The sequence below is a fragment of the Streptomyces sp. NPDC048484 genome (genome assembly GCF_040651415.1).
Classification (GTDB): Bacteria; Actinomycetota; Actinomycetes; order Streptomycetales; family Streptomycetaceae; genus Streptomyces.
In genome coordinates, this window is sequence record NZ_JBEZJY010000054.1 from 24,870 (window position 1) to 50,468 (window position 25,599).

Here is a 25,599-nt window from a genome sequence, read left to right on the forward strand (position 1 = left end):
GGTTGCGGGCACTGGCTCTCAGCTTCGCCGGACGAACTCGCGGGCGAGCCGCTCCCCCTGGGCGGCGGCCGCCCGGCGGCTCTCGATGGGTGCGGCGCCGGAGCCCTTGAACAGGATGTAGGTGACTCCCGAAGCCGCCCCGCCGCCCCGCGGGTCGGGGTGGATACCGAGGTCCCGGGCCAGGGCGTACGACGCTTCGCCGATGATGTCGTCGGGGCCGACGTCGCCCACGACCGCGTACCGGACACGGTCGCCGTGGATGACCGCGGCGACCGTCCCGCGCCGGACGTCGTGCTCGCGGTGGTTCCAGCGGTGACTCGGCGCGGGCACGACGACGTACGGCAGCCGCTCGGCGCTCAGCTGGCGTCCGTCGGACTGCTGGTAGGCAGTGGTGTCGCTGAAGAGCGGGTCGGTACGTTCGTTGCAGTGCCGGCCCGGCCTGCCGTCGCAGTCGATGTCCATGTCGGCCTTCCAGAAGACAGCGTCCCGCTTGCCGCAGATGTCGATGTCCGCGGGCCCCCCGTCGTCACTGCGGAAGCGGTCTCGCGAGACGGGCGCGCAGTCGTGCACCGCGGCCAGGAGTTCCGCGGCCCCGACGCCTCCCGCACCTCGTATGTTCCCCGCACCCGGGCCGTACCCGACCCGCCCATGCCCGGCTCCGGGCGACGCGGCGGCGCAGGAGACCGCGGTGGGGGCGATCAGAGCAGCGCCGGCCGTGGCCAGCATCAGCGACCGGACTCGCACAATAGGGACCCTCTCGTGAGCGGGTACTGACGAACACTCGGTTCAATCTGGTGGGGGTCCGGTCAGGCGGCCACTGCTGAGGGTCCGTACGGTGCACGCCCGGTGACGTGCTGTCGGGGGCCGGGAGGCCGGAATCGTCGAAGACCCCGGCCACCCGGCCGCCCTCGCCGGCGCGGGATCAGCGACGACAGCGTTCCGCACCGTCAGCATGAACTCCGCTGCGACAGAAGCGAGTTCATGTCGATAACGAGTTCATGCCGATAAGGGGATCAGCATACGTAATGCACCTTCGGCATCGCGAACAGCGGCCCCCTTGATATGGCCGCACCGGTGGCGCGATATTGGTCCGGACCAATCCCGTCGAGGGAGGGCAGGGCCGTGCGACGCGTATTCCTGCGAGCCACTGTGGTCTGGGGCGCGCTGCTCACCATGGTGTCCTGCGGCCTGAACGGGCAGGGCACGGACGGGGACGGCCGCGCGCCCGCGGCTCCGGCCGGTGTCACCGCGGCGGCGGGCAGTGCGACCAGCGTGCATGTCATGTGGAACCGGGCCTCCGGAAAACCCGAGGTCACCGCCTACGAGGTATATCGCGGCACCACGAAAGTGGACGAAGTGCCCGGTTCGCAGCACATGGTCGACGTCACCAGGCTCAAGCCGTCAACCCTGTACGCCTTCTCCGTACGGGCGCGGGACCCCGACGGCCGACTCGGGCCGCCGAGTGAGCGGGCAGGGGCCACCACACCCGCCGCGACCGCCGCCGACGAGCGGGCCCCGAGCCGCCCGGAGCGCCTCCGCGGCAAGCCGGCCGGGAGCCGGGCCGTCCAGCTGTCCTGGGCCGGGTCCACGGACGACCGGGCCGTGGCGTCGTACGACATCCATCAGGGCACCACGAAGATCCACAGTGTGGGCGGCGCCCAGACGGCGACCGTGGTGACGGGGCTTCGGCCAGGCACGCGCTACTCCTTCACGGTCCGGGCGCGCGACGCGGCGGACAACGTCTCGTCCGCGAGCGGGGCCGTCCGGATCACCACCCCGGCGGGCCCCGGCGACGGGAACGGCGTGGGCACCGGCACGGGCATGGCGCCCAGCGACTTCCGCGCCACGACACACCGCAAGGACGGGGCCCACTACCTCGACCTGTCATGGACTCAGCCCGAGGTGGACGGAGTGATCACGGAGTACCAGATCCAGCTCGACCGGGAGCCGGTCACCTCGCTCGTCTGGGGCGCGACGCCTCCCCGCGGCAGGGCGGCGTACAGCTTCTACGTGGGGCGGGAGGCCGGGCTCAGCCAGCGGGTGCGAATCCGGGCGAAGCTGCCGGACGGAACCTGGGGCGCCTTCTCGACGGAGCGGACGGTGACGACCGGGCAGTGACAACCGGACTGTGACGACCGGGCGGTGACGACCAGGCGGTGACGATCGGGCGACCGTAGTTACCAGACGTCCGTAGTTGCCACGACTGCTGGGGCTCTCGCATGGGCCGAGCGGATCGGACAACCCTCCGCCGGTACGCCATCGGTGGCCGAGCGGACGACGCAACTGTTCACTCGAACGGTCCTGGCCCGCATGCGGAAACGGTGATCGTCGCATTGGCTCGGTCCGAAGGCAGCACGGGCATTCCCAACCCTCGGCGGCTCATGGGATGTACCGCCACCGTGCCGTCGGAGGGCAGTCCTATGCGTATTGCTCAGACACTCGTCCGCTCCGGCCCGGCCGTGGCGGCCGCCGCGCTGCCACTGGCCCTCACCACCGGTCTGTCCGGCACGGCTGCCGCGGCGGCCACCGGGATCAACGTGACCACCAGTGGCGCGACCGTGCAGGTGACCACCACCGCGTGCGTCACCAGGTCCGCCGGATCGATGGGCAACGCCTCACTGCTCTCCAGCGGCCAGGCGAACTTCGCACAGGGACGCCAGGTGACCTTGTCCGGGACCAGCAGCAGCCAGTCGGCCGCCTGGTCGAGCGTCACCGCCGGCACTTACACCGTCATCGTGGTCTGCGCCGACGGTTCGACGGCGGGCACCCAGTCCGTCACCGTCTCCCCGGTCTCGACACCCACGATCTCCGCGACGGCGTCACCGTCGCGCGGGGTGATGGGTGGTATGGGCAGCACCACGAAGGACTACGGCGGCGTCACCTACGCGGCGGGCGGGGTCCTGGTGGCCGCTGGTGTCGGGGCCACGGTCTGGGTTCTGCGGCGGCGCTCCAAGCCGAACCGGCTGTGACAACGGCGGTGGTCCGGCAACGCGCCCGGGATCGGGCGCCGGACCACCGCCGAACCGCCGAACCGCCGGGGCGGCGGCGTCCGGAGCTGCCGTGGTGCACGGGTCAGGACGCGGAGTCCTCGGGCGGGGGCCGCTCGGACTCCTCGAACCCCTCGAACTCCTCGAACTTTTCGAACTCCTCCAGCGCACGCGTGAGCCAGCCCGTCCAGAAGGTCTCCAGGTCGATCCCGGCACGCAGGACGAGGTGCTGGAGCCGGGCCGCCGGAGCGTCCTTGCCCGGCGGGAAGTCACGCTCCTGGATCCTTTCGTACTCCGTCAACTGCCGCCGGTGCAGCTCGAGATGGCGGCGCAGATCCGCCTCGATGCCCTCGGTGCCGACCACCGCCGCCGCCCGTAGCCGCAGCAGCAGCGCGTCGCGCGGGGGCTTGGGATCCTGGGGCGCGGCGGTCCAGCGAGCCAGTTCGTCGCGACCCGCCGACAGGACCTCGTACCGCTTCTTCTGCCCGCGGGCCGGCTGTTGCGACGCCAGAGCCCTGATGGAGCCCTCGGCCTCCAGTTTTCCCAGCTCACGATAGATCTGCTGGTGCGTCGCCGACCAGAAGTAGCCGATCGACTTGTCGAACCGACGGGTCAGCTCCAGCCCCGACGACGGCTTCTCGAGCAGGGCGGTGAGGATCGCGTGCGGGAGTGACATGGAGTCATCCTAGGGACAGGACTTCAGGGCTCCGGGGCTCCGGAGCTCGGGGGCTCGGGGGCTCGGGGGCTACAGCGCCGCTGCGAGTTCGGTGCCCTGCTTGATGGCCCGCTTGGCATCGAGTTCGGCCGCCACGTCGGCACCGCCGATGAGGTGCACGCTGCGACCCGCGGCGCTCAGCGACTCGTACAGGTCGCGGCGCGGTTCCTGGCCCGTGCAGAGCACGATGGTGTCGACCGGCAGGACGGAGCTCTCACCGTCGACGGTGACATGCAGCCCCGCGTCGTCGATGCGGTCGTACCGGACCCCCGGGACCATGGTGACGCCACGGTGCCTGAGCTCGGTGCGGTGGATCCAGCCGGTGGTCTTTCCGAGCCCGGCACCGACCTTGGACTCCTTGCGCTGCAGAAGGTGGACGCTGCGCGTCGGGGCCGGCCGCTCGGGGGCACCGAGGCCGCCCGGGGCCCGATAGTCCATGTCGACGCCCCAGTGCCGGAAGTACGTCGCCGGGTCCTCGCTCGCCTTGTCGCCACTGTCGGTCAGGTACTCGGCGACGTCGAAGCCGATGCCGCCCGCGCCGAGGATCGCGACCCGGTCCCCGACGGGTGCGCCGTCGCGCAGCACGTCGAGGTATCCGACGACGCTGGGGTGGTCCACGCCGGGGATCTCGGGGGTCCGCGGGCCGACCCCCGTGGCGACGACGACCTCCTCGTACACGGCGAGGTCCCCGGCGGCGACCGGAGTGTTCAACCTGACCTCCACGCCGTGCAGTTCGAGCTGGGTGCGGAAGTAGCGGATCGTCTCGTCGAACTCCTGCTTGCCGGGGACCCGGCGGGCCACGTTGAGCTGGCCGCCGATCTCGCTCGCGGCGTCGTAGAGCGTGACGTCGTGTCCGCGCTCGGCGGCACTGACCGCGCAGGCGAGTCCGGCCGGTCCCGCGCCCACCACGGCGACGCGCTTGCGCACCCGGGTCGGGGCGAGGACGAGCTCCGTCTCGTGGCAGGCCCGCGGGTTCACCAGACAGGAGGTGATCTTGCCGCTGAAGGTGTGGTCGAGACACGCCTGGTTGCAGCCGATGCAGGTGTTGATGGCCTCGGGCCGCCCGGCCTCCGCCTTGTTCACGAAGTCGGGGTCGGCGAGCATCGGGCGGGCCAGCGACACCATGTCGGCGTGCCCCTCGGCGAGCAACTGCTCAGCCAGTTCAGGGGTGTTGATGCGGTTCGTCGTCACGAGCGGGATCGACACGGCACCCATGACCTTCTTGGTCACCCAGGCGTACGCCCCGCGCGGCACCGAGGCCGCGATGGTCGGGATCCTTGCCTCGTGCCAGCCGATGCCGGTGTTGATGATGGTCGCCCCGGCGGCCTCGACGGCGCGGGCCAGGGTGATCACCTCGTCGAAGGAGGAGCCGCCCGGCACGAGGTCCAGCATCGACAGCCGGTAGATGATGATGAAGTCCTCGCCGACCGCCTCACGCACCCGGCGGACGATCTCCAGCGGGAACCGCGTGCGGTTCTCGTACGAGCCACCCCAGCGGTCGTCGCGTTTGTTGGTCTGCGCGGCGATGAACTCGTTGATCAGGTAGCCCTCGGAGCCCATGATCTCCACACCGTCGTAGCCGGCGCTCCGGGCGAGGCGGGCGGCCCGGACGTAGTCGTCGATGGTCCGCTCGACCTCGCCGTCCGTGAGGGCATGCGGCGGGTAGGGGCTGATGGGCGCCTGGAGGGCGCTCGGTGCGACCAGGTCCCGGTGGTAGGCGTAGCGGCCGAAGTGCAGGATCTGCATCGCGATCCGCCCGCCCTCGCGGTGCACCGCGGCGGTGATCCCGGCGTGCTGTTCGGCCTCCGCCTCGGTGGTCAGCTTGGCGCCGCCCTCGTAGGGCCGTCCGGCCTCGTTGGGGGCGATCCCGCCGGTGACGATGAGGCCGACGCCTCCGCGCGCCCGGGCCGCGTAGAACTCCGCCATGCGCTCGAAGCCCCGCTCGGCCTCTTCCAGGCCGACGTGCATGGAGCCCATGAGTACGCGGTTCGGCAGCGTGGTGAAGCCCAGGTCGAGCGGGTTCAGCAGATGCGGGTAACGGCTCATCGGGTTCCTCCGTACGCGGTGTCGTCCCCATGGTTGTAGACGACACCCCGCCCTTTATGCAACTAGTTGCAAAAGGTGAGGGACCAGATGTGACGAGCACCTCGCACAACGGGCCGCCTCCTCGCACAACGGGCCGCCTCTGATCCCCCACCCCGGCGCAGCTATGTCATGCCGACGACGACATGCGCGTACAGCTCCTCCGACACCTCAAGACGAGGCCTCAGCCCCGCGTCGGCGAAGATCCCGACGGCCCGCTCCACCTGCCGCTCACTCGTCTCGACGAGCAGCCCCCCGCCGGAGGCCAGCCAGCGGGGCGCCTCGGCGGCGACACGACGCAGCACGTCTAGCCCGTCCCCTCCCCCGTCCAGCGCGACGAGCGGTTCGTGGTCGCGGGCTTCCGGCGGCAGGAGTCCCACCTCCCCGGTGGGGACGTACGGCACGTTGGCTGCCAGGACGCCGACCCGCCCACGCAGGCCGTGCGGCAACGGCCCGAAGAGGTCGCCTTCGTAGACCTGGCCACGTGCGCCGATGTTTCGGCGGGCGCAGCTCACGGCGACGGGGTCGATGTCCACGGCGTGCAGTTCCGCACCGGGGAGGGAGGCGGCGAGCGCGGCGCCCACGGCGCCCGAGCCGCAGCACAGGTCCACAACGACCGGAGCACCGACCGAAGCAGCGACCGGAACGACGACCGGAAGCTCGGAGGCGAGAGCGACGGCCTGCTGGACCAGGAACTCGGTACGCCGGCGGGGCACGAACACACCGGGTTCCACGGCGATCCGCAGACCGCTGAACCCGGCCCAGCCCAGAACGTGTTCGAGAGGCCGGCCCGCGACGCGACGGTCCACCATGGCGGCGAGTTCGACCGGCGTGCGGGCGGTGGAGAGGATCAGTCGCGCCTCGTCCTCGGCGAAGACACAGCCGGCGGACCGAAGCGTGGTGACGACCTGGGCGTAAGAAGGTGGCATGGAAGCCGAGAGCCTTTCGGGAAACCGAAGGGCGCCCTCGAAATCACCTGATGCCGGTGAAGCCTTGAGGTGAGAGCACCCGTGCTGACACAGCGGTAATGGGGCTCACCTCCTCGGTCCGTCACGGCTGGGGCGATCCGCAGCCGGACGGCAACATAACACGGTCGCGCCCCAGGCCTGGGTACGGACCTCGATCTCCGAACTGCCGCATACAGTTAGTGGTTGTATTGCGCAACCAACAGGGGAAGGAAGGGCAGAGCGTGAGCACAGCCGACGTGGCCATCGAGACGATCCACCGCGAGATGACGGCCTTCGCCCGTCGTGCCCGGGCCTCGGCGGGACGCCTGCACCCTGAGCTGTCCCTGGTCTCGTACACGCTCCTCGGTCACCTGGAGGAGAGCGGCGGCTGCCGCGCCACCGACCTCGCCGCGCACTACGCCCTCGACAAGTCCACGGTGAGCCGGCAGGTGTCGGCCCTCGAAAGGGCCGGTCTGATCGAGCGGCGCTCCGATCCGCAGGACCAGCGCGTCCAGGTACTCCACCTCACGCCGGCCGGAACGGGGATCCTCACCCGGGTGACCGCGAGCCGCCGGGTGTCCTTTCACGAGCGGCTGGCGGACTGGCCCGAGGAGGATCTGCGGCGGTTCGCGGGATATCTGCTGCGGTACAACTCGGCGGGCGGCGGACCGGCGTTGACCCCGCTCGCGGACGACTTGCCCACCGAGGCCTCGCCCTCGGACGGCTTGCCCTCGGACGCCTCGCCCACAGACGGCTGAACAACGTCGGAGCGCGGACCGCCGGACCGCCAGGACCGCCAGGACCGCCAGGACCGCCAGGACCGCCAGGACCAGGATCCACCGTCACACACCCGGCGCGCCGTTCGGCGAAGTGGGTGTGCGGGCCGGTCAGCGAGGCCGGTGCGGGTTTGTCCGGAGGCGGGGCGTGGCGGTCATGCGGCGACCTCGATCACGATCTTGCCGCGGGCGTGGCCCTCCTCGACGGTACGCAGCGCCTCGGCGGCCTGTTCGAGGGGAAAGGTGCGCGTCACCAGGGGGTCCAGCCTGCCGTCGACGACGAGCCGGGCCACCTCGTCGAGCACCGCGGCGGTACGGGCCCGTACGACGGGCGAGCCTCCGAGACCTGCCACGATGTCCTTGCCGCCCGCGGTGATCAGCTTCGTGCGGTCCGCCACCAGCTCGGCCGCGGCTTCCAGGACCTCACCGCCGACCAGGTCGTACACCGCGTCCACACCGCCGGGTGCCACGGCCCGGACGCCCGCGGCGAAGTCCGGGCCTGAGGGCACGTGCACGGCGCCGAGCGACTCGACCAGGTCCTTCTTGCCCGCGCTCGCCACTGCGATGACGTTCAGTCCGTCGGCACGGGCGATCTGGGCGACCGCGACGCCCACACCGCCGCCCGCGCCCGTGACCAGCAGGGTCGCACCGGTCGGCAGGGCCAGCTGACGCACTCCGTCGTAGGCGGTGGCCGCCGCGACGGGCAGGGTGGCCGCGTCGGTGAAGGAGACGGCGGCGGGCTTGTGCGCGGTCACTTCTACGGGGAGGAGGGCGTACTGGGCGTAGCCGCCGGCGACGGGGTTGCCGAAGACCTCGTCTCCCACCTCGAATCCCGTGACACCCTCGCCGATCTCCTCGACGACACCGGCGGCCTCGTTGCCGAGGACGGCAGGCAGCTCACGCCGCTGCTGGCCGGGCCGCTGGTAGCCGGTGCGCTGCTTCCAGTCGACAGGGTTGACGCCCGCCGCCCGGACGGCGACCAGCAACTGGCCCGGGCCGGGGCTCGGCCGGTCCTGCTCGACGAATGACTCGGTCTCCGGACCGCCGTACTGGGTGAAGACGTACGCCTTGGGCATCGCTCTCTCACTCTCCTTCACGCCGGGGTTCACGCCGACTGCCCACCAATAGTGCGCAGTACGCACCGTGGGTGGGCACTATCGGCAAGAAAGATCGCGGGTGCCGCTATTCCCGGGAGGGTCCAGGACCGGAGAGTGCTCACGCGGTGGCAATGGTCCGGGGACGGGGCTCACCGGCGGGCCCGGTACCGTTGAGGACGTACACAACGATCAAGGGCGGCGGCCTGGCCGGCCTGGAGGCACCACTCGTATGAACGTGACCCGATGGGCATGACCCGATGAACGTGACCCGGGGCTTCGCCGGACGACCGCGCGTCCGGAACGACGGACTGCCGCCCGGCCAGTACGACGCCGGCGACGACTGGCCCGTCCTGTCGGCGGAGGTCACACCGGAGCTGACGCCTTCGGAGTGGACGTTCACCGTCGACGGGCTGGTCGCCGAGCCGCGCACCTGGACCTGGGACGAGGCGCATGCGCTGCCGCCGTCCGCCTACGAGGGGGACATCCACTGCGTGACGAGCTGGTCGAAGTTCGGGGTGCGCTTCGCGGGCGTGTCGCTCGACGCGTTCCTCGAGCCGGCCCGCCCGTCCGCCGAAGCCACCCACGCGGTCGCCTACTCGCACACGGGCTACACCACGAACCTGCCGCTCGCGGATCTCACAGGCGGCCGGGCCTGGATCGTCTGGGAGTACGGGGACGGGCCGCTGCCCGCCGAGCACGGTGGTCCGGCGCGACTGCTCGTGCCGCACCTGTACTTCTGGAAGAGCGCCAAGTGGGTCGCGGGCATCCGTCTCCTCGACCACGACGAGCCGGGTTTCTGGGAGCAGAACGGCTACCACCACCGCGGCAACCCCTGGGAAGAGCAGCGCTACTCCGGTGACTGAGACCCCGATGTCCTCGACGAACTCCGCATTTCCGGCGGATTCCGCGTCTTCGACGGACCCCACGCCTTCGGCCCGCCCGTCTTCGGCCCGCGCGTCTTCGGCGGCCTCCGGACCTGCGGGCTGGACGCCCCCGACACGGTTCGCCGTACCCGGCCGCATCGCCGTGAGCAACCGCGCCGCTGCCACCTGGCAGCGTGCCACCCTCACCGAGATCCGACGGGAGACACCGCACGCGGCGACCTTCCGGTTCGCCGTGCCGCAGTGGGCGGGCCATCTGCCCGGGCAGCACCTGATGCTCCGGCTGCGGGCGCAGGACGGCTACGTAGCCCAGCGGCACTACTCGATCGCGTCGCCCCCCGACGACAGCGGACACGTCGAACTCACCCTCGACCACATCGACGGCGGTGAGGTTTCCGGCTGGTTCCACACGGTCGCGAAGCCCGGTGACGAGGTCGAGCTGCGTGGGCCGCTCAGCGGCTTCTTCGCCTGGCCCGGTGACCGTCCCGCCCTGCTCATCGGAGCGGGCTCAGGTGTCGTACCGCTGATGTCGATGGTCCGCCACCACCGTGCGCGGAACCTGGCGGTGCCGCTGCGGCTGCTCGTGTCGGCACGCGGCCCCGAGGAGCTGATCTACGCGTCGGAGTACGGCGCCGAGACCACCGCGGTGTTCACACGCAGCGCTCCCCAGGGTGTGGCCGTGGGACGTGTGTCGGCCGCACATGTGGAACAGCTCCTGGCCCACCGGCCCGATGGTGGGTGGGAGGCCTATGTGTGCGGCTCGAACGGGTTCGCCGAGCATGCCTCGCGGCTACTGGTGGACGCGGGCCAGCCGGTGGACCGTATCCGCATCGAACGCTTCGGCTGAACCGGTCGCGGTCAGTCGGGGGTCGGTCATGGCTCAGTCGTGGCTCAGTCGTGGGGAACCACGGCGACCGGGCAGGTGGAGTGGTGGACCAGGGAGTGCGCCGCGCTGCCCAGGCTCTTGCCTGCCGGGGCCCGGCCGATGGCGAGCAGGCTCGCCCGGGTCGAGGCTTTCAGTAGGTGATGACCTGCGTGCCCGTACACGACCTGCTCCGAGACCTCGGTCTCCGGATACTTGTGGCGCCACGGCTGCAGAACCGCCGCCAGGGAACGCTCCCTGCTGTCCTGTTGGTCGGCCGTGTCGATGGGAGCCCTCGCGCCGGTGGCACAGCGGCGCGGCGAGGGCAGCGTCCAGGCGTGCAGGACATGCAGCGGCGCCGACCGGACCGCGGCCGCGTCGAAGGCGTAGCCGATGAGGTCGTCGGCCGAGTGGTCCAGGTCGAGGCCGAGGACCACCGGCAAGTACGGGGCCCGGGCCGGCGGGGTGGTGTGGTCGACCGGTACGCGCTCGTCCGGAGGGAGTTCGCCCGCGCGAACCAGCACCACCGGGCATGCGGCGCCCGCGGCCACGGCGAGAGCGACCGAGCCGACCAGGAAACCTGTGAAGCCGCGTGAGCCCATGACCAGGGTCTCGGACTCCACGGCGACGGCGAGCAGCGCCGGAACGGCCGGAGTGGCGACTCGGCGGGCGACAATGTCCAACGCCGGGTGCCCGTAGGCGAGTTGCACGGCGGCCCGGTCCAGGATGCCCCGCTGAAGCTCGCCGGCCGGGGGCGCTGACGACCCGAGGATCGACCGGGGGCGGGGCAGGGGTCGGGGGCGAAGTCGGTGTACGGATGCGAATGGAGGCACCGGTGCGGGTGCGGGCACCGGTGCGGGCGCAGGTGCGGAGGCCGACGTGGAGGCGGAGGCGGATACGGATGCAGGTGCCGTGGGTTCGCCGCCCGCCTGCAGCAGCCGCAGGGTGAGACGGCGGCGCTCGGCCTCGCGGGCCGCCCAGTCGGCGGCGTCGAGACTGGCGCGGGAGCCGTCGACGCCCACGGTGACGGTTCGGATGTCCTTCCTCATGGTCGGCGCCTTTCCCAGTTCATCACGCGTGCTTTTCGGTCTTCTCGTCGTCAGCCGGACCAGGTCCACTCGGCGATCTCGGGCATGTCTGTGCCGTGTTCGCGGATCCAGGCCTCGTGGCGGGTGCGTACGTCGGCCATCCGCTGACGTACGCCGGCCGCGCGCACGGCGAGACCCGGGACACGGTCGATGACGTCCATGACGAGGCGGTACCGGTCGAGGTCGTTGCGGACGACCATGTCGAAGGGGGTCGTGGTGGTGCCCGACTCCCGGTAGCCGCGCACATGGAGGTGGGCGTGGCCGGTGCGCCGGTAGGCCAGCCGGTGGATCAGCCAGGGATAGCCGTGGTAGGCGAAGATCACCGGCTTGTCCGCGGTGAAGAGGGCGTCGTACTCGAAGTCGGCCATCCCGTGCGGGTGTTCACCCTGCGGCATCAGGCGGGCGATGTCGACGACGTTGACGACCCGGACGGCCAGGTCGGGCAGGTGGGTGCGCAACAGCCCGGCCGCGGCGAGGACTTCCTGAGTGGGCACGTCGCCGGCGCAGCCCAGCACGACATCCGGTTCGCGGTCTCCGTCCTCCGTCCCGGCCCACTCCCAGATGCCCGCGCCCCGGGCGCAGTGGGCGCGGGCCTGGTCCATGGACAGCCAGTCGAAGCAGGGCTGCTTCCCGGCGACGATCACGTTCACGTGGTCGCGGCTGCGCAGGGCGTGGTCCGCCACGGACAGCAGCGTGTTGGCGTCCGGCGGCAGATAGACCCGGACGACCTCCGGGCTCTTGTTGAGGACGTGGTCGACGAAGCCCGGGTCCTGGTGCGAGAAGCCGTTGTGGTCCTGGCGCCAGACGTGCGAGGTCAGCAGGTAGTTGAGGGATGCCAGCGGCGCCCGCCACGGCAACTCCCGTGCTGTCTTCAGCCACTTGATGTGCTGGTTGGCCATGGAGTCGACGATGTGGACGAACGCCTCGTACGAGGAGAACAGTCCGTGCCGGCCGGTGAGGAGGTAGCCCTCCAGCCAGCCCTGGCAGAGGTGTTCGGACAGGACCTCCACCACGCGGCCGTCGCGGGCCAGATGCTCGTCGGTGCCGATGACCTCGGCCTGCCAGGCCTTGCCCGTCGCCTCGTACAGCGCACCCAGCCGGTTCGACTCGGTCTCGTCCGGGCCCACGACACGGAAGTCGCGCCGCTCCGCCGTGTCGGCCATGATCCGGGCGAGCATGCCGCCCAGGACCCGGGTGGGCTCGTGCGTGCTCGCGCCGGGTTTGTCCACGGGGACGGCGAAGTCCTCCAGGCGCGGCATGGGCAGCGAACTCAGCAGCAGGCCACCGTTGGTGTGCGGGTTCGCGCCGAGGCGGCGGGGGCCCTCGGGCACGCAGTCGAGGACGAGGCGGCTGGGGCGGCCCTCGGCGTCGAAGAGTTCCTCGGGACGGTAGGAGCGCAGCCAGGCCTCCAGCTGCCGCAGGTGCTCGGGGTTCTCACGGACACCGGCGAGCGGGACCTGGTGGGAGCGCCAGGTCCCCTCGACCGGCTCCCCGTCGACCTCGGCGGGGCCGGTCCAGCCCTTCGGGGTCCGCAGCACGATGACGGGCCAGCGGGGGCGCTCGCTCCTTGCGCCCTGGCCCTTCCCACCCTGACTCTTCCTGGCCTCGCCCTTCCTGGCCTCGCCCTTCCTCCCGGTGCGGGCCTCCTGCTGGATGCGCGCGATGCGGTCCAGCGCCAGGTCCATGGCTTTCGCCAGCTCCCGGTGTACGCGGCGCGGATCGTCGCCGGACACATGGAGGGGCTCGTGACCGTAGCCCCGCAGAAGCTCGTCGAGTTCGGCACGTGGCAGCCGCGCGAGCACGGTGGGGTTGGCGATCTTGTAGCCGTTGAGGTGCAGGACGGGCAGCACCGCGCCGTCGTGGACCGGGTCGAGGAACTTGTTGGAGTGCCAGGAAGCGGCGAGCGGTCCCGTCTCGGCCTCGCCGTCCCCGATCACGCAGGTGACCAGCAGGTCCGGGTTGTCGAAGGCCGCCCCGTACGCGTGGGCGAGCGAGTAGCCCAGCTCACCGCCCTCGTGGAGGGAGCCGGGGGTCTCGGGGGCGACATGGCTGGGGACGCCTCCGGGAAAGGAGAACTGCCGAAAGAGCCGCTCCATGCCGGCGGCGTCCCGTGTGATGTCCGGGTACGTCTGCGTGTAACTGCCCTCCAGCCAGGAGTTCGCGAGGACCGCGGGGCCGCCGTGGCCGGGCCCCCATACGCAGATCGCGTCGAGGTCACGCTCGGCGATGACACGGTTGAGATGGGTGTGCACCAGGTTGAGCCCGGGAGAGGTACCCCAGTGTCCGAGCAGCCGCGGCTTGATGTGCTCGGGCTGCAGGGGCTCGGTCAGCAGCGGGTTGCCGAGCAGGTAGATCTGTCCGACGGCCAGGTAGTTCGCGGCACGCCAGTGTGCGTCGAGCGATGCCATGCGGTCCTTGGCCATGAGGAGGGACTCCTGTTCCGATGTTCCGATTCCGATGTTCCGAGGGATGGGACGCGGGTTCCACACGGGGCGCCGATCAGTCGTTCAGGGACGCGTTCTTCGGCCGTTCGTGTTCGGCGGCGGTCACTCCCGGCGGTGGCCGTCGCGTTCGGTTGCGGTCGCTCTCGGCGGTGGCCGTTCGCGTTCGATGGGGCCTGCTCGGCGCGGCCGTCGTGACGCTCGCACCGGAAACCGGCCGGGCGGGAGTGGCAAACCGGCCCTTGGAGGGGTCCGTCCGGCCTTTGCGGGGCAGACGGACGACGTACAGCGGTGCGAACGTGACGCGAAGCGGACGACCGAGACGGTCGACGGCGGTGGCCCGGGGTCACGCGGAGCGGTCGCGGGTGCTGCGCAACGGTCGCGAACGTCGGGAGGCGGGACATGCGGACGCGGGAGATGCGGACGCGGATGATCGGGCGGCGGCAGCGGCACAATCCGCTGCGCCGCCGTTCGGACGTGGTGGAGGCATGGACCGCCTTGGTCCTCACCGTCGTGCTGTGCGTCGGCGCGCCGCTGGCCGGGCTGGCCGCGGGCTGGTGGGCGTACGACGCAGCGCGGGCCACGGCGGCGGAGCAGCGGGCCGAACGCCACAGGGTGCGTGCCGAGGTCGTCGAGGGCGCTCCCGCCTCCACGCCCCGCGCCGAGGGAGACCGGCGGCCGGTCCAGCGGGTGAGTGTCCGCTGGACCGAGCCGGGCGAGCAGACGCGTACGGGCGCGACCCGGGTGTCCGCCGGAACCCGGGTCGGCGACCACACGTACATCTGGCTCGATGACCGGGACAGGATCGTCCCCGCCCCGACGAACCGCACGGTGGTCCTGCAGCACGCGCTGGCGGTGGGCACCTGCGCCGCGGGGCTGGCCGCGGCCGGCGTGCTGGCCCTGCGGGCCCTGATACGAAGGGTGGCCGCGCGCCACCGCATGGCCGAGTGGGAACAGGACTGGTCCCGTACGGGACCGGAATGGACACGACACCGAACCTGACGAACCGGCACGGCGATGCGGGCCGGGACGGCGGGCGGGACGGCCCAGCGCGGGCCGGGACGGCGGGACGGCCGAGTGTGAGCCAGGACGGCGGGACGGCCGAGTGTGAGCCAGGACGGCGGGACGGCCGAGTGTGAGCCAGGACGGGACGGCGAGAACGCCGGGAGGGCCGGGACGTCGGGAGGGCCGGTCGCCCCGGTGGACATCGGGCCCACCAGTCCTCGAAGGGGACCTGTTGGCCCCTGTCCGGCGAGGGCCGCGCCCTCGACTCTGGAGGTTCCCCGATCTGGCATTTGCGGCACTCCGGAAAGGAAACCCACATGCTCGCTACCTCCACCCCCCGGATGTCCGAGGCCCTGCCCGCCGAGCAGATGGGCCGACTCATGCGGCTCGCGCGGGACGTGTCCTTCCCGCCGGGCACGCGCATCTTCGAGGAAGGAGGGCGAGCCGACCACTTCTGGATCGTGCAGACCGGAACCGTCGCCCTCGACCTGCGCGTTCCCGGCCGTGTCTCCCCCGTCATCGACACACTCGGCTTCGGTGAACTCATCGGCTGGTCCTGGCTGTTCCCGCCCTACGCGTGGCAGCTGGGCGCGGAGGCGCTGTCGCCGGTCGACGCGTACGAGCTGGACGCGTCGACCGTGCGGCTGATGTGCCAGTCCGACCCGGCCCTCGGCACGGCGGTCGGGCAGTGGGTCGGCAGGGTGCTCGCCCGGCGCCTGCACGCCGCCCGCACGCGCCTGCTCGACCTGTACGCCCCCTACGGCACCGGCATTCCCCTCTGAGCGGCCGAAAGGGACCGTTCGGCCCTGTCGAGGCCCGGCCCCGGTACGCCACGCTCGGTCGGGACAGCCCAGAGTCCAGGGAGTCGTGGTCATGGCCGAACGTCAGCACGTGCCCGGCAGCGCACCGGTCCGGGTCTTCCTTCTCGACGATCATGAGGTCGTGCGCCGGGGACTGCACGATCTCCTGGACGCCGAACCCGATCTGGAGGTCGTCGGGGAGGCGGCCACCGGTGAACAGGCGTTGGCACGCGGGCCCGCGCTGCGGCCCGACGTGGCGATCCTGGACGTTCGGCTCCCCGACAGCGACGGAATCGCCGTCTGCCGCGAACTGCGGTCCCGGATGCCCGGACTGGCCTGTCTGATGCTGACGTCCTTCGATGACGACGACGCGCTGCTGGACTCGATCATGGCAGGGGCGGCCGGCTACGTCCTCAAACAGATCAAGGGCTCCGACCTGATCGCGGCGGTCCGCACGGTCGGGTCGGGGCAGTCGATGCTCGATCCGGCGACCACCGCCCGGCTCATGAACACCCTGCGCGCCCCGGTCGACGATTCCGCGGTCTCCCACGACGCACGGTCCGCGGGTCTCTCGGAGCGCGAGCGCGAGTTCCTCGTACTCGTCGGCGAGGGGCTCACCAACCGGCAGATCGGCCAGCGGCTCTACCTCTCCGAGAAGACCGTCAAGAACGGCATCTCCCGGCTGCTGGCCAAGCTGGGCGTGGAACGGCGTATTCAGGCAGCGGTACTCGCGACACAGCTGCTGCCGCCCCCACGACGGCGGGGCGAGCACGGAGAGCGGTGAGAGCGGTGAGAGCGGTGAGAGCGGTGAGAGCGGTGAGAGCGAGTACGCGCCGAACAGTGGTCCACCTAGGGCTGCCCTAGCAGGGACCGGCGGGCGCGGGAGCCGGTGAACCTGGGTACGCGCCCCTGACGGGCCGGGCGGGCGTTCAGTGTTCTTCCAGCGGCACCCGCCACTCCAGCTTCGTACCGTTGTCGTCCTGTCCGTCCGTCACCAGCAGTTCCCCACCCCGGTGTCGGGCCCGTTCCGCGAGGTTGCGCAAACCGCTGCGCCGGCCCTCACTGCCGGCCCGCATACCCGCGCCGTTGTCGGTGACCGTGAGCGTGAGGTGGCCGTCGCGCACCACGAGCGCGACGTCCACCGCCTCGGCCCCCGCGTGCCGGGCGACGTTGGTGAGCGCCTCGCCCACGACGGCCACGGCGTCCTCCGCGACATCGCCGGCCACATCGACGTCGAGCAGCCCCTCCATGCGCAGGGACGGCGTGAAGCCCAGGACTGCCGCAGCCTCCTCCAGGGCGCGCACGACACGGACGCGCAGACCTACGGTCACGGTCTCGTGGGCGCGCAGACCGAAGATGGTGGACCGGATGATCTTTATGGTGGTGTCGAGGTCGTCGACGGCCCGCCCGAGCCGCTCGGCGGCCTGCGGATGCTGTACGAAACGCTGCGCGCTCTGCAGGGTCATCCCCGTCGCGAACAGCCGTTGGATCGCCAGGTCGTGCAGGTCGCGGGCGATGCGGTCACGGTCCTCCAGCAGGCTCATCTGCTCGGCGTCCCGCCGCCGGTCCGCCAGCTCCATGGCAAGCGCGGCCTGTCCCGCGAAACCGAGGAGCGACGTGGCCTCCATCTCGCTGAAGGGCGGGCGGCCCGCGGCACGGGCCAGCATCAGGACCCCGCGCAGTGCGACGGTCGTTCCCAGCGGCACGGCCACGGCGGGGCCCAGTCCTTCCCAGCGGTCGGGCCCGTAGGTGATCCGTGCGTCCTTGCGTACGTCCGTCGTGGTGACGAGTGTGCCCGCCGTCAGTGCGGCGCCCGCGAAAGTGCCCTGCCGTGGCAGCACCAGGTCCAGGTGGGAATCCGCCTGGATGCCCCGCGCCAGCGCTCCGCGCAGGTCGTCGGTGCCCTCCACGACCAGGTCGACGACGCCCAGGTCGGCGGCTGTGATCTCCCGGGCACGTTCCAGGATCACCTTGAGCACCTGTCCCTCGGACACGTTCGAGAGCAGTTCGCTGGTGATCTCCGCGCCCGCCTCCAGCCAGCGCTGCCGCAGTCTGACCTGTTCGTAGAGGCGGGCGTTCTCGATGGCCACGCCGGCCGCCACGGCCAGCGTCGACAGAACGGCCTCGTCCTCGGGGTCGAACTCCCCGCCGCCACGCTTCTCGGTGAGGTAGAGGTTGCCGAACACCGTGTCGCGGACGCTGATCGGCACGCCGAGGAAGGTGTGCATGGGTGGGTGGTGAGGTGGGAAACCGATGGACGCCGGGTGGCCGGAGAGTTCGGCGAGCCGCAACGGCTCGGGATGCCGGATGAGTTCGCCGAGCAGTCCGTGTCCTGAAGGCAGGTCGCCGATCAGCGCCCATTCCTCGTCGCTGACGCCCACGGGCACGAACTGGTCGAGCTGCCGCTGCTGTCCGATGACGCCCACGGCTCCGTACTCCGCGTCGACGAGCACGACCGCGGCCTCGACGATCCGGCGCAGCACCTGCGCGAGGTTCAGTTCACGGCCCACGGACAGTACGGCTTCGAGAAGTCCCTGGAGCCGGTCCCGGGTCCCGCGGACGGCTTCGATGCGGCCCTGGAGTTCGTCGAGCAGTTCGTCGAGCCGCAGCTTCGGCAGCTGCTCCCTGGCCCCTCGGCCGTCTTCTGCACTCCCGTTTCCGCCCCCGCCCATGCGCCCCTCCACATCGGGAGCCGACGTGGCGTCAGCGCCCGATCTCACACGGTAACCGAATGAACGCGGCTATGGCAGCGCGGAGTTGGGCCCCGGACAGAGGTACCGGTCCATGGATACGGCCTGGCGGCCCTCGGGCCGCCCCCGTACGGTGTGATCATCCGCACGTTTGTCCGCACCCTCGTCCGAACCCTTGTCCGCACCTTTTATCCGCAGCGAAGGCGGTCCTCCATGGCCTTGTTCGACCTCCCTCTCGATCAGCTCCGTGACTATCGCAGCGCGTCCGTCGAGCCCGAGGACTTCGACGCCTTCTGGGGAAAGACCCTGCAGGAGGCGCGCGAACACGGCCTGGACGCCCGTTTCGAGCCGGTCGAGGCCCATCTGCGGAGCGTCACCGTGCACGACGTCACGTTCGCCGGATTCGGCGGGCACCCGGTGAGAGGCTGGCTGACCCTCCCGGCCGGGGCGGACACACCGTTGCCCGCGGTCGTGGAGTTCATCGGGTACGGCGGCGGGCGCGGTCTCGCACACACCCATCTGCTGTGGGCCTCGGCCGGCTTCGCGCACTTCGTGATGGACACCCGGGGCCAGGGCGGCGCGTGGGGCGGTGGAGGTGACACGCCCGATCCGGTGGGCAGTGTGCCCGCCTATCCCGGGTTCATGACGCGGGGCATCGACGCCCCCGAGAACTACTACTACCGCCGGGTGTTCACCGACGGGGTGCGGGCTGTGGAGGCCGCCCGTTCCCATCCGCTCGTCGACGCCTCGCGCACCGCGGTCGTCGGCACCAGCCAGGGAGGCGGCATCTCGATCGCGGTGGGCGGTCTGGTGCCGGATCTCGTGGCGGTCGCGCCGGACGTGCCGTTCCTCTGTGACTACCCGCGCGCCACCAGGCTCACGGACCGCGATCCGTACCGGGAGATCGGCAACTACCTCAAGACGCACCGCGGGCGTACCGAGCAGGTGCTACGCACGCTGTCGTACTTCGACGGGGTGCACTTCGCGGCGCGCGGCCGGGCCCCCGCCCTGTTCTCGGCGGCTCTGGAGGATCAGACGTGCCCGCCGTCAACGGTCTTCGCGGCCTTCAACGCGTGGGAGCACGACGACAAGGTGATCGAGGTGTACGACTTCAACGACCACGAGGGCGGCGGGCCCTACCAGGAGGCGGCCAAGCTGGCCTGGCTGCCGACGTACTTCTAGACCGGCTTCCACACCGAAGCAGGGCGCGGGCCATCGTGTGGGGTCGTCGTGCGCGTGCGGAACCCGTCGCGCGCGTACGGGCCCCGTCGCGCACGTGCGAGGCCGTCGTAGCTGGTCGCGCAGTTCCCCGCGCCCTTGACGAGGCGCCGCTGCGCTCCAGCGCTTCCGCCGGGTCCGACCAGTCGGTATGTTGCGGGAAGCCGGGATGCCCCGAACTCCCGACGGACGACGGACGACGGACGACGGAGGAGCCATGTCTCAGGTCCAGGCGCAGATCCAGGGTCACTGCGGGACGCGCTTCGACGCGGTGCGCACCGCGTTCGAGGAGAACTTCCGGGACCGCGGGGAGCTGGGCGCGGCCGTGACCGTCACGGTGGACGGCGAGACGGTGGTGGACCTGTGGGGCGGCTGGGCGGACGCGGCCGGCACACGCGCGTGGGAGCGGGACACGCTCGTCAACGTGTGGTCGACCTCGAAGGGGCCGACGGCACTGTGTGCGCACATCCTGGCCGACCGCGGGCTGCTCGACCTGGACGCACCGGTGGCCGCGTACTGGCCGGAGTTCGCGGCGGCGGGCAAGGAATCGGTGCTCGTACGGCATCTGCTGTCGCACCGGGCGGGTCTGGCCGGGCTGCGCGAGCCGCACTCGTTGGAGCAGCTTTTCGACTGGGAGCTCACCACGAAGCGGCTCGCGGCGACGGAGCCCTGGTGGGAGCCGGGGACGACGTCGGGCTATCACGCGCTGACGTACGGCTTCCTGGTCGGTGAAGTGGTGCGCCGCGTCTCGGGGTTGCTGCCCGGCGAGTTCCTCCGGCGGGAGGTGACCGGGCCACTCGGCATCGACTTCACCATCGGGCTGCCGGAGAAGGAGTCCGGGCGCGCGGCCGAGCTGGTGCATACGCGGACCGCCGGCCCCGGCGAACAAGCGGCGATCCTCGGCCAGTTGCCGCCGGTGGCGCTTGCCGCGCTGGCCAATCCCGGGACGGGCGCGGCCGATGCCTGCACGGCGGCGTGGCGGGCCGCCGAGATCCCGGCCGCCAACGGGCACGGTACGGCCCGGGCTGTCGCCTCGCTGTACGGGATCTTCGCCGGCCGGGGATCGTACGGAGCGCACCGTGTCCTGTCCCCGGAGGCCGCCGAGCGGGTCCGTGAGGGACAGGGCGCCTGCCGCGATCTGGTACTCGGTGCCGGCCTCGGAGGCGATACGGAGATCGCCCTGGGCGTCTGGCTCAGCGGTTCCGACCACTCCTACGGCCCCAACCCGCGGGCTTTCGGGCACGACGGCTTCGGCGGGTCCTGCGGCCTGGCCGATCCGGAGGCAGGTGTCGCGCTGGGGTACATCATGAACCGTATGGGCCCGCACATCGCCAACGACCCACGGAAGACGGCACTCGTCGACGCCCTCTACGGCGCACTCTGAGCAACCGGGCCAGGCTCTACGGAATCGCTCCCTCTTTCACGTTCCCCTCGTCGAGCCGCAGACCGGGGATGCGGTCCCAGCCGGTGACCCGCATCAGCCGCCGGATGTGCGGGGCGACGCCGTGCAGGTCGAGGGTGCTGCCGGACGCGTGCAGGGAGAGAGCCGTGAACACCAGCAGGCGCAGCGCGCCGACGTCGATGAACGCCAGATCCCGCAGATCGAGCCGGGTGCTCGAGCCGCCGAACGGGCGGGCCCGGACGCGGGCCGTCTCGCCCTGCAGAGCGCGAGCCAGAGCCGTCACGTTCGAGTCGTCGACCTCACCGGCGAGCGCCAGTCCCGGCGGGGCGAAGGTGCGGGTGATGGAGAGCAGTTCGTCGTGCCAGACGAGATCGGCGGCGACCCGCCCGCGGTGCAGTACGTCGAGCGGGGCCAGTTCGAGGTCGTCGAAGACCCGGCGATCGTACTGGCAGATGCCGAGGACCGGGAGGGACGCGAAGACGGGTTCCAGGAGGAGTTCACTGTCGTGCAGCGTCTTGAGCCCCTTGCCCGCCTGTTCGCGCATGATCTCCACACTGACGCGCAGCCCGAGGTAGCCGTCTCCGACCGCGCGGCGCGTCTCGCGGCGGATCACCTCGTCGAGGTCCCACAGCCCCTCGGGCGTCGAGAGATGCGGGTCCACCGTCAGCCGCCCGGCGGCGACTTCGTCCTCGACGGCACAGCCGCGGGCCTCAAGGAAGGTGAGCGCGAGTTCGGCAGGCAGATCGGCCGGGCCCAGCACCAGCCCCCGGTGTCCGCTGGCCAGCCCGTCGAGAAGAAACGCCGCGATCACGGTCTCCCGCTCCTCGTCCGCGTCATAACCGAGCAGCAGGTGGTCTCCGGTGCGCATCTCTCCGACCGCTCTGAGCGCAGGTACGGCTTCCATCTCCCGCACCTCCCAAGGTCGCTGCTCGGCCTACTGGGACCCCTCAACGCTACACCCGTCGCCACTTCGGCGTGCGAATGAGATCCGACTGACGGTCACCCTGCCGGAGGTCGGACACGAGCGTCAGGGGGGCGTTAGGGTGGCGGCCACCGGTTGGGTGAGGGGGAGCGATGGGCGCCTCGGTACGCAACAGCAACAGCAGGGGAAATCTACCCGCCGAGCCCAACACGTTCGTCGGCCGCAAGCCCGAACTCACCCGTATTTCCGCCCTGTTGGGCTCATCGCGGCTCCTGACCCTCACGGGCCCCGGAGGGGTCGGCAAGTCCCGGCTGGCACTGCGGGCCGCCCACGCCGCGCAGGCGATGTTCCCCGGCGGAGTGTGGCTGGTGGAACTCTCCGACCTGAAGGACCCGGACCTCCTCACGAACGCCGTGGCCGAGGCGACACGGCTGACCGAGCAGACACTCCGCCCACTCCTGGGGGCAGTCTGCGAGCACCTGGCCGGCGGGCCACTGCTGCTCGTCCTGGACACCTGTGAGCACGTACTGGACGAGTGTGCCCGTGTCGTACAGGAACTTCTGGCGCAGGTGCCGGAGTTACGCGTCCTGACCACAAGTCGTCAGTCGCTGGGCGTGCCCGGTGAGCATCTCCTGCCGGTGATGCCGCTGCCGTTCGGCGAACACTCCGACGCGGTGGAGCTCTTCACGGCCCGCGCCGCGGCCGCCGTACCGTCGTTCACGCTGACGGACGCCAACCGGGCCGCCGTCGCGGCGATCTGCGCCCGGCTCGACGGAATTCCGCTCGCCCTGGAACTCGCGGCCGTGCGGCTGCGCGGCTTTCCCCTCGAACTCCTTCTGCAGGGCCTCGACTCCCGCTTCGACCTGCTCGTCTCCCCCGCCCGGCCGCGGCTCGCCCGGCATCAGACGCTGCGTACGGCGATCGGCTGGAGTCACGAGCTGTGCACCCCACTGGAGCGGCTGCTGTGGGCCCGCCTGTCCGTGTTCACGGGCGGCTGGGACATGGAGTCCGCCGAATTCGTGTGCCACGGCGGTCCGCTGGACGCCGAGGAGATCCTGGCACTGCTCGCCTCGCTCACCGAGAAGTCGATCGTCATCCGCGAGAACAACGGCGTGGCCGGGCGCTACCGCATGCTCGACACCATCCGTACCTTCGGCGCCGACTGGCTGGACGGCCTCGGCGAACAGGACGCCGTACGCCTGCGTCACCTCGACTACTTCCGCTGGATCGCCCGCCAGGGAGAGGCCGAGTGGCTGGGCCCCGGCCAGCGGATGTGGGCCGAGCGGCTGAGCATGGAGCACGCCAACCTGCGCGTCGCCCTGGAGGAGTCCCTGGCGGCACTGGACCCCAGGGCGGCGCTCGAACTCGCCGGCACCCTCTGGTACTTCTGGTTCGCGTGCGGCTTCGCCGACGAGGGGCGAGGCTATCTGGAGCGGGCGCTGCGCCGGGTGCCCGACGACGACGCCCCCGGGCACACACTGGCGACCTGGGCGCATCGCCTGGTCACCGTCGCGCCGGACGATGTGGAAGCGGCCGAGTCCGTGAGCGCGGCCTATGTGTGGTTGGCGCAGGAGCGCCATCTCCCCGTCCCCGCGCTGCCGTTGACGGGGGCGAGCCTCGCGGTACGCGGCGAGTCGGCGCGGTCCGCCCTGCTGTACGGCAGCAGTTCCCAGGGGCCCGGGGGCGGGGGCGGGGCGGAGTTCTTCCAGTTGCTGACGCTGGCCGTGCAGGCGTATCTCCTGGCCGGTCAGGGCGCGTTCGAGCGGTGCGCGGTGGTCGCGGAGCGGCTGCGCGTCGACTGCGCGAAGCGTGGGGAGCTGTGGATGCGGGCCTGGGGCGACTTCTTCGTCGCCCTCGCCGGGATCGGGCTCGGGCGACCGGAGGACGCGCTGCGTTCCGCGCGCGAGGCGCTGGCGGCCAAGTGGCGCGTCCACGACCGGTTCGGCACGGCGGCCGTCGCCGACCTCCTGATCGCCGCGGAGGCCGTCGGGGGCGAGCCCGAACGCGCGGCCCGTCTTCTGGGCGCGGGCACCCGCCTCTGGTACTCGGCCGGGCTCCCCCAGCTCAGCGACATCGAGACGACCGTCTTCCGCAGGGAGTACGCACGCCGTCTCAGGGCGGAACTCGGCGACACCCGATTCACCGAAGCGGTGCGCGAGGGACGGAGCCTGAGCCCGGAGGCGGCGATACGGCTCGCGCTGAACGGCTTGCTGGACGACGCGGACCTCTGACCGGCCCACCCGAGCCCCACGGTCACACGGTCACACGGCCGGGTCTCCCCTGCGCGCCGGGCTTTCCCTGCGCGGACGACTGCGGCTGCCACCGAGCAGCCGGGACAGCGGATCACCCATGTCGGGGCGCCGCCCGCGTCAGGACACCCGCTTCGGAACATGGCTCACAGCCGGCCCTCCGGCGGGCGGACCTCAGAGCCAGCCGTTGCGGCGGAACCCCCGGTGGATGACGAGGCAGAGGGTGGCGATGACACCGAGGACAGCGAAATAGCCGTACTCCCAGTGCAGTTCCGGCATGTGGTCGAAGTTCATGCCGTACATACCGCAGATCATGGTGGGGACGGCCACGACGGCGGCCCAGGCCGTGATCTTGCGCATGTCCTCGTTCTGGGCGACCGTCACCTGGGCGACGTGGGCCTGGAGGATCGAGTCGAGCAGCCCGTCGAAGGCGTTGATCTGCTCGGTGGCGCGGGCCAGGTGGTCGGCCACGTCGCGGAAGTACGGCTGTATCTCCGGGGAGACCGCGGCCGACTGCTCATGGGCGAGGATCTGCAGGGGACGGTGCAGGGGGACAACGGCCCGCTTGAGTTCGAGGAGTTCGCGCTTGAGCTGGTAGATCTGACCGGCGTCGCCGCGGGCGGTGTGCTCGGCGAAGACCGCGGTCTCGACGGCCTCTATGTCGTTCTGCACGGCATCCGTGACCTCGACATAGCCGTCGACCACCTGGTCCGCGATGGCGTGCAGGACCGCCGAGGGCCCCTTCTCCAACTGGTCGGGGAGTTTCTCCAGGGCCTCACGGAGCGGACCGAGAGAGCCGTGGTTGCCGTGCCGGATGGTGATCACGAAGTCCCGGCCGACGAAGACCATCAGCTCGCCGGTGTCCACGACCTCGCTGGTCGCGGTGAGCTGCTCGTGCTCGACGTACCGGACGGTCTTGAAGACGGCGAACAGTGTGTCGCCGTATCGCTCCACCTTCGGTCGCTGATGTGCGTGGACCGCGTCCTCCACGGCCAGCGGATGCAGGCCGAACAGCTCGGCGAGGCCTTCGAACTCGTCCTCGGTGGGCTCGTGCAGACCGATCCACACGAAGCCGTCCCGGCCGCCGTTGCGGGTCCGGCGGATCGCCTCGTCCGGCGCCCAGTCGCCGGGCTGCCGTCCGCCCTTGTGGTAGACCACGCAGTTCTCCACCGCGCTGCCGAGCGGGGAACGGGCGGGATGGCTGAGGTCCACAGTGCGGCGGTAGGCACGGCGAACCACTCTGTTCAGGGTGCGGATCATGGGCACTTGCCGGGCTCCTTCGGTGACCGGGCCCAGTGTGCCATCGGTCTCCGCCTGCTCCTCGCCGCCCCCGGCCTCCGGCCCGGGGATCTCGTGTCAGGTCGAGCGTGCCTACGGGTGGGCGCCCGGGTGGGCGCCCCCCCCGTGGGCCCCAAGATAGGAAGATCAAACCACTTA

General features: G+C 71.2%; 21 protein-coding genes. 11 read left to right on the plus strand and 10 right to left on the minus strand.

The features are described from left to right. Positions 1-18 precede the first annotated feature (18 nt). Positions 19-744 carry a glycoside hydrolase family 75 protein gene (locus AB0D14_RS37755; RefSeq protein WP_362787752.1) on the minus strand — a complete coding sequence of 242 codons (726 nt, stop codon included), beginning with the start codon at positions 742-744 and terminating at the stop codon, positions 19-21. Positions 745-1,173: 429 nt separating this feature from the next. Here AB0D14_RS37755 and AB0D14_RS37760 point away from each other — a divergent pair, with 429 nt between their 5' ends. Together AB0D14_RS37760 and AB0D14_RS37765 are read left to right on the plus strand one after the other, a co-directional pair. After that, entirely contained in the window at positions 1,174-2,118 is a 945-nt protein-coding gene (locus tag AB0D14_RS37760; RefSeq protein ID WP_362787815.1) for a fibronectin type III domain-containing protein, read from the plus strand. A gap of 302 nt (positions 2,119-2,420) precedes the next feature. Continuing rightward, positions 2,421-2,969: a hypothetical protein gene (locus tag AB0D14_RS37765; protein ID WP_362787754.1), complete on the plus strand. Its 549-nt coding sequence runs from the start codon at positions 2,421-2,423 to the stop codon at positions 2,967-2,969. Positions 2,970-3,072: 103 nt separating this feature from the next. Here the strand turns inward: AB0D14_RS37765 and AB0D14_RS37770 are convergent, their stop codons facing one another. The 3 genes from AB0D14_RS37770 to AB0D14_RS37780 form a co-directional block, all read right to left on the minus strand. Continuing rightward, complete coding sequence (locus AB0D14_RS37770) at positions 3,073-3,663, minus strand: PadR family transcriptional regulator (RefSeq protein ID WP_362787757.1); 591 nt, start codon at positions 3,661-3,663, stop codon at positions 3,073-3,075. A gap of 69 nt (positions 3,664-3,732) precedes the next feature. Further along, positions 3,733-5,748 carry an NADPH-dependent 2,4-dienoyl-CoA reductase gene (locus AB0D14_RS37775; RefSeq protein ID WP_362787760.1) on the minus strand — a complete coding sequence of 672 codons (2,016 nt, stop codon included), beginning with the start codon at positions 5,746-5,748 and terminating at the stop codon, positions 3,733-3,735. A gap of 161 nt (positions 5,749-5,909) precedes the next feature. Further along, positions 5,910-6,713, minus strand: a complete 804-nt coding sequence (locus AB0D14_RS37780) for a putative protein N(5)-glutamine methyltransferase (protein ID WP_362787763.1) — start codon at positions 6,711-6,713, stop codon at positions 5,910-5,912. Positions 6,714-7,015: 302 nt separating this feature from the next. Between AB0D14_RS37780 and AB0D14_RS37785 the strand changes: the two genes are divergently transcribed. Next, positions 7,016-7,489 (plus strand): MarR family winged helix-turn-helix transcriptional regulator, encoded by a 474-nt coding sequence (locus tag AB0D14_RS37785; RefSeq protein WP_362787818.1) that lies wholly within the window; start codon positions 7,016-7,018, stop codon positions 7,487-7,489. Positions 7,490-7,662: 173 nt separating this feature from the next. Here the strand turns inward: AB0D14_RS37785 and AB0D14_RS37790 are convergent, their stop codons facing one another. Next, positions 7,663-8,583 carry an NADP-dependent oxidoreductase gene (locus AB0D14_RS37790; protein WP_362787765.1) on the minus strand — a complete coding sequence of 307 codons (921 nt, stop codon included), beginning with the start codon at positions 8,581-8,583 and terminating at the stop codon, positions 7,663-7,665. A 278-nt stretch (positions 8,584-8,861) separates the two neighbouring features. Between AB0D14_RS37790 and AB0D14_RS37795 the strand changes: the two genes are divergently transcribed. After that, entirely contained in the window at positions 8,862-9,467 is a 606-nt protein-coding gene (locus AB0D14_RS37795) for a sulfite oxidase-like oxidoreductase (protein ID WP_362787768.1), read from the plus strand. 163 nt (positions 9,468-9,630) lie between these two features. Next, complete coding sequence (locus tag AB0D14_RS37800; protein WP_362787772.1) at positions 9,631-10,332, plus strand: ferredoxin reductase; 702 nt, start codon at positions 9,631-9,633, stop codon at positions 10,330-10,332. A 44-nt stretch (positions 10,333-10,376) separates the two neighbouring features. On the opposite strand, the gene AB0D14_RS37805 is transcribed toward AB0D14_RS37800, so the two are convergent. Then, positions 10,377-11,396 (minus strand): universal stress protein, encoded by a 1,020-nt coding sequence (locus AB0D14_RS37805; RefSeq protein ID WP_362787774.1) that lies wholly within the window; start codon positions 11,394-11,396, stop codon positions 10,377-10,379. A gap of 50 nt (positions 11,397-11,446) precedes the next feature. Next, positions 11,447-13,858 carry a phosphoketolase family protein gene (locus AB0D14_RS37810; RefSeq protein WP_362787777.1) on the minus strand — a complete coding sequence of 804 codons (2,412 nt, stop codon included), beginning with the start codon at positions 13,856-13,858 and terminating at the stop codon, positions 11,447-11,449. A 420-nt stretch (positions 13,859-14,278) separates the two neighbouring features. Between AB0D14_RS37810 and AB0D14_RS37815 the strand changes: the two genes are divergently transcribed. From AB0D14_RS37815 to AB0D14_RS37825, 3 genes are all read left to right on the plus strand, one after another. After that, positions 14,279-14,878, plus strand: coding sequence for a hypothetical protein (locus AB0D14_RS37815; RefSeq protein WP_362787779.1), 600 nt, complete (start codon positions 14,279-14,281; stop codon positions 14,876-14,878). A 320-nt stretch (positions 14,879-15,198) separates the two neighbouring features. Then, positions 15,199-15,663, plus strand: a complete 465-nt coding sequence (locus AB0D14_RS37820; RefSeq protein ID WP_362787782.1) for a cyclic nucleotide-binding domain-containing protein — start codon at positions 15,199-15,201, stop codon at positions 15,661-15,663. A gap of 91 nt (positions 15,664-15,754) precedes the next feature. After that, complete coding sequence (locus AB0D14_RS37825) at positions 15,755-16,465, plus strand: response regulator transcription factor (protein WP_362787785.1); 711 nt, start codon at positions 15,755-15,757, stop codon at positions 16,463-16,465. A gap of 145 nt (positions 16,466-16,610) precedes the next feature. Here the strand turns inward: AB0D14_RS37825 and AB0D14_RS37830 are convergent, their stop codons facing one another. Then, complete coding sequence (locus AB0D14_RS37830) at positions 16,611-18,353, minus strand: GAF domain-containing sensor histidine kinase (RefSeq protein ID WP_362787788.1); 1,743 nt, start codon at positions 18,351-18,353, stop codon at positions 16,611-16,613. Between the two features lie 231 nt (positions 18,354-18,584). On the opposite strand from AB0D14_RS37830, the gene AB0D14_RS37835 reads away from it, so the two are divergent. Together AB0D14_RS37835 and AB0D14_RS37840 are read left to right on the plus strand one after the other, a co-directional pair. After that, on the plus strand, positions 18,585-19,553 hold the full coding sequence (locus AB0D14_RS37835; protein WP_362787790.1) for an acetylxylan esterase: 969 nt from the start codon (positions 18,585-18,587) through the stop codon (positions 19,551-19,553). 253 nt (positions 19,554-19,806) lie between these two features. Further along, entirely contained in the window at positions 19,807-20,973 is a 1,167-nt protein-coding gene (locus tag AB0D14_RS37840) for a serine hydrolase domain-containing protein (RefSeq protein WP_362787793.1), read from the plus strand. A gap of 16 nt (positions 20,974-20,989) precedes the next feature. Here the strand turns inward: AB0D14_RS37840 and AB0D14_RS37845 are convergent, their stop codons facing one another. After that, positions 20,990-21,895: an MEDS domain-containing protein gene (locus AB0D14_RS37845; RefSeq protein WP_362787795.1), complete on the minus strand. Its 906-nt coding sequence runs from the start codon at positions 21,893-21,895 to the stop codon at positions 20,990-20,992. A gap of 170 nt (positions 21,896-22,065) precedes the next feature. Between AB0D14_RS37845 and AB0D14_RS37850 the strand changes: the two genes are divergently transcribed. Further along, positions 22,066-24,144 (plus strand): AAA family ATPase, encoded by a 2,079-nt coding sequence (locus tag AB0D14_RS37850; RefSeq protein ID WP_362787798.1) that lies wholly within the window; start codon positions 22,066-22,068, stop codon positions 24,142-24,144. Between the two features lie 192 nt (positions 24,145-24,336). Here the strand turns inward: AB0D14_RS37850 and corA are convergent, their stop codons facing one another. Then, entirely contained in the window at positions 24,337-25,422 is a 1,086-nt protein-coding gene (gene corA, locus AB0D14_RS37855) for a magnesium/cobalt transporter CorA (protein ID WP_362787801.1), read from the minus strand. Positions 25,423-25,599 lie beyond the last annotated feature (177 nt).

What these genes read in the sequence shown, in the direction of transcription:
- AB0D14_RS37760 (WP_362787815.1), top strand. Translation starts at nt 1,174, where the DNA reads ATGGTGTCCTGCGGCCTGAACGGGCAGGGCACGGACGGGGACGGCCGC.
- AB0D14_RS37765 (WP_362787754.1), top strand. Translation starts at nt 2,421, where the DNA reads ATGCGTATTGCTCAGACACTCGTCCGCTCCGGCCCGGCCGTGGCGGCC.
- AB0D14_RS37770 (WP_362787757.1), bottom strand. Translation starts at nt 3,663, where the DNA reads ATGTCACTCCCGCACGCGATCCTCACCGCCCTGCTCGAGAAGCCGTCG.
- AB0D14_RS37775 (WP_362787760.1), bottom strand. Translation starts at nt 5,748, where the DNA reads ATGAGCCGTTACCCGCATCTGCTGAACCCGCTCGACCTGGGCTTCACC.
- AB0D14_RS37780 (WP_362787763.1), bottom strand. Translation starts at nt 6,713, where the DNA reads ATGCCACCTTCTTACGCCCAGGTCGTCACCACGCTTCGGTCCGCCGGC.
- AB0D14_RS37785 (WP_362787818.1), top strand. Translation starts at nt 7,016, where the DNA reads ATGACGGCCTTCGCCCGTCGTGCCCGGGCCTCGGCGGGACGCCTGCAC.
- AB0D14_RS37790 (WP_362787765.1), bottom strand. Translation starts at nt 8,583, where the DNA reads ATGCCCAAGGCGTACGTCTTCACCCAGTACGGCGGTCCGGAGACCGAG.
- AB0D14_RS37795 (WP_362787768.1), top strand. Translation starts at nt 8,862, where the DNA reads ATGAACGTGACCCGGGGCTTCGCCGGACGACCGCGCGTCCGGAACGAC.
- AB0D14_RS37805 (WP_362787774.1), bottom strand. Translation starts at nt 11,396, where the DNA reads ATGAGGAAGGACATCCGAACCGTCACCGTGGGCGTCGACGGCTCCCGC.
- AB0D14_RS37810 (WP_362787777.1), bottom strand. Translation starts at nt 13,858, where the DNA reads ATGGCCAAGGACCGCATGGCATCGCTCGACGCACACTGGCGTGCCGCG.
- AB0D14_RS37815 (WP_362787779.1), top strand. Translation starts at nt 14,279, where the DNA reads ATGCGGACGCGGGAGATGCGGACGCGGATGATCGGGCGGCGGCAGCGG.
- AB0D14_RS37820 (WP_362787782.1), top strand. Translation starts at nt 15,199, where the DNA reads ATGCTCGCTACCTCCACCCCCCGGATGTCCGAGGCCCTGCCCGCCGAG.
- AB0D14_RS37825 (WP_362787785.1), top strand. Translation starts at nt 15,755, where the DNA reads ATGGCCGAACGTCAGCACGTGCCCGGCAGCGCACCGGTCCGGGTCTTC.
- AB0D14_RS37830 (WP_362787788.1), bottom strand. Translation starts at nt 18,353, where the DNA reads ATGGGCGGGGGCGGAAACGGGAGTGCAGAAGACGGCCGAGGGGCCAGG.
- AB0D14_RS37835 (WP_362787790.1), top strand. Translation starts at nt 18,585, where the DNA reads ATGGCCTTGTTCGACCTCCCTCTCGATCAGCTCCGTGACTATCGCAGC.
- AB0D14_RS37840 (WP_362787793.1), top strand. Translation starts at nt 19,807, where the DNA reads ATGTCTCAGGTCCAGGCGCAGATCCAGGGTCACTGCGGGACGCGCTTC.
- AB0D14_RS37845 (WP_362787795.1), bottom strand. Translation starts at nt 21,895, where the DNA reads ATGGAAGCCGTACCTGCGCTCAGAGCGGTCGGAGAGATGCGCACCGGA.
- AB0D14_RS37850 (WP_362787798.1), top strand. Translation starts at nt 22,066, where the DNA reads ATGGGCGCCTCGGTACGCAACAGCAACAGCAGGGGAAATCTACCCGCC.
- corA (WP_362787801.1), bottom strand. Translation starts at nt 25,422, where the DNA reads ATGATCCGCACCCTGAACAGAGTGGTTCGCCGTGCCTACCGCCGCACT.